Source organism: Verrucomicrobium sp. 3C (genome assembly GCF_000379365.1).
Taxonomy (GTDB): Bacteria; Verrucomicrobiota; Verrucomicrobiia; order Methylacidiphilales; family Methylacidiphilaceae; genus Methylacidimicrobium.
In genome coordinates, this window is the sequence record NZ_KB901878.1 from 462 (window position 1) to 772 (window position 311).

The window sequence follows — 311 nt, forward strand, 5'->3', positions numbered from 1 at the left end:
GGCCAACCTCTACATGAGGCGGTTTATCCTGGGATGGAAGCGGCAAGGCTGGGCCGTCCGATGGGCGGCGCACATCGTCTCCTATGCGGACGATTATGTGATCCTCTGCCGGCACCACGCTCAGGAAGCTCGCAAGCAGATGGAAAGGATCATGGAGCGAATCGGGCTTACCGTGAACCAGGAAAAGACCCGGACCTGCGGTAGTGTCCGCTTTTTTGTGTGCGGGTCGATTTTCCGCTTTGTTGTCTAACAGTAAAGAGAGTTGTTCGCACGCCGTCAACTCGGACCGGCGAGACCGCTTCCCCAAAGCG

General features: G+C 57.9%; 1 protein-coding gene. It reads left to right on the top strand.

Annotated features, from left to right (window positions below):
* A partial coding sequence (locus A37A_RS0113805) for a reverse transcriptase domain-containing protein (protein ID WP_255324930.1) occupies nucleotides 1-250 on the top strand: 250 nt, incomplete at its 5' end.
* Nucleotides 251-311 lie beyond the last annotated feature (61 nt).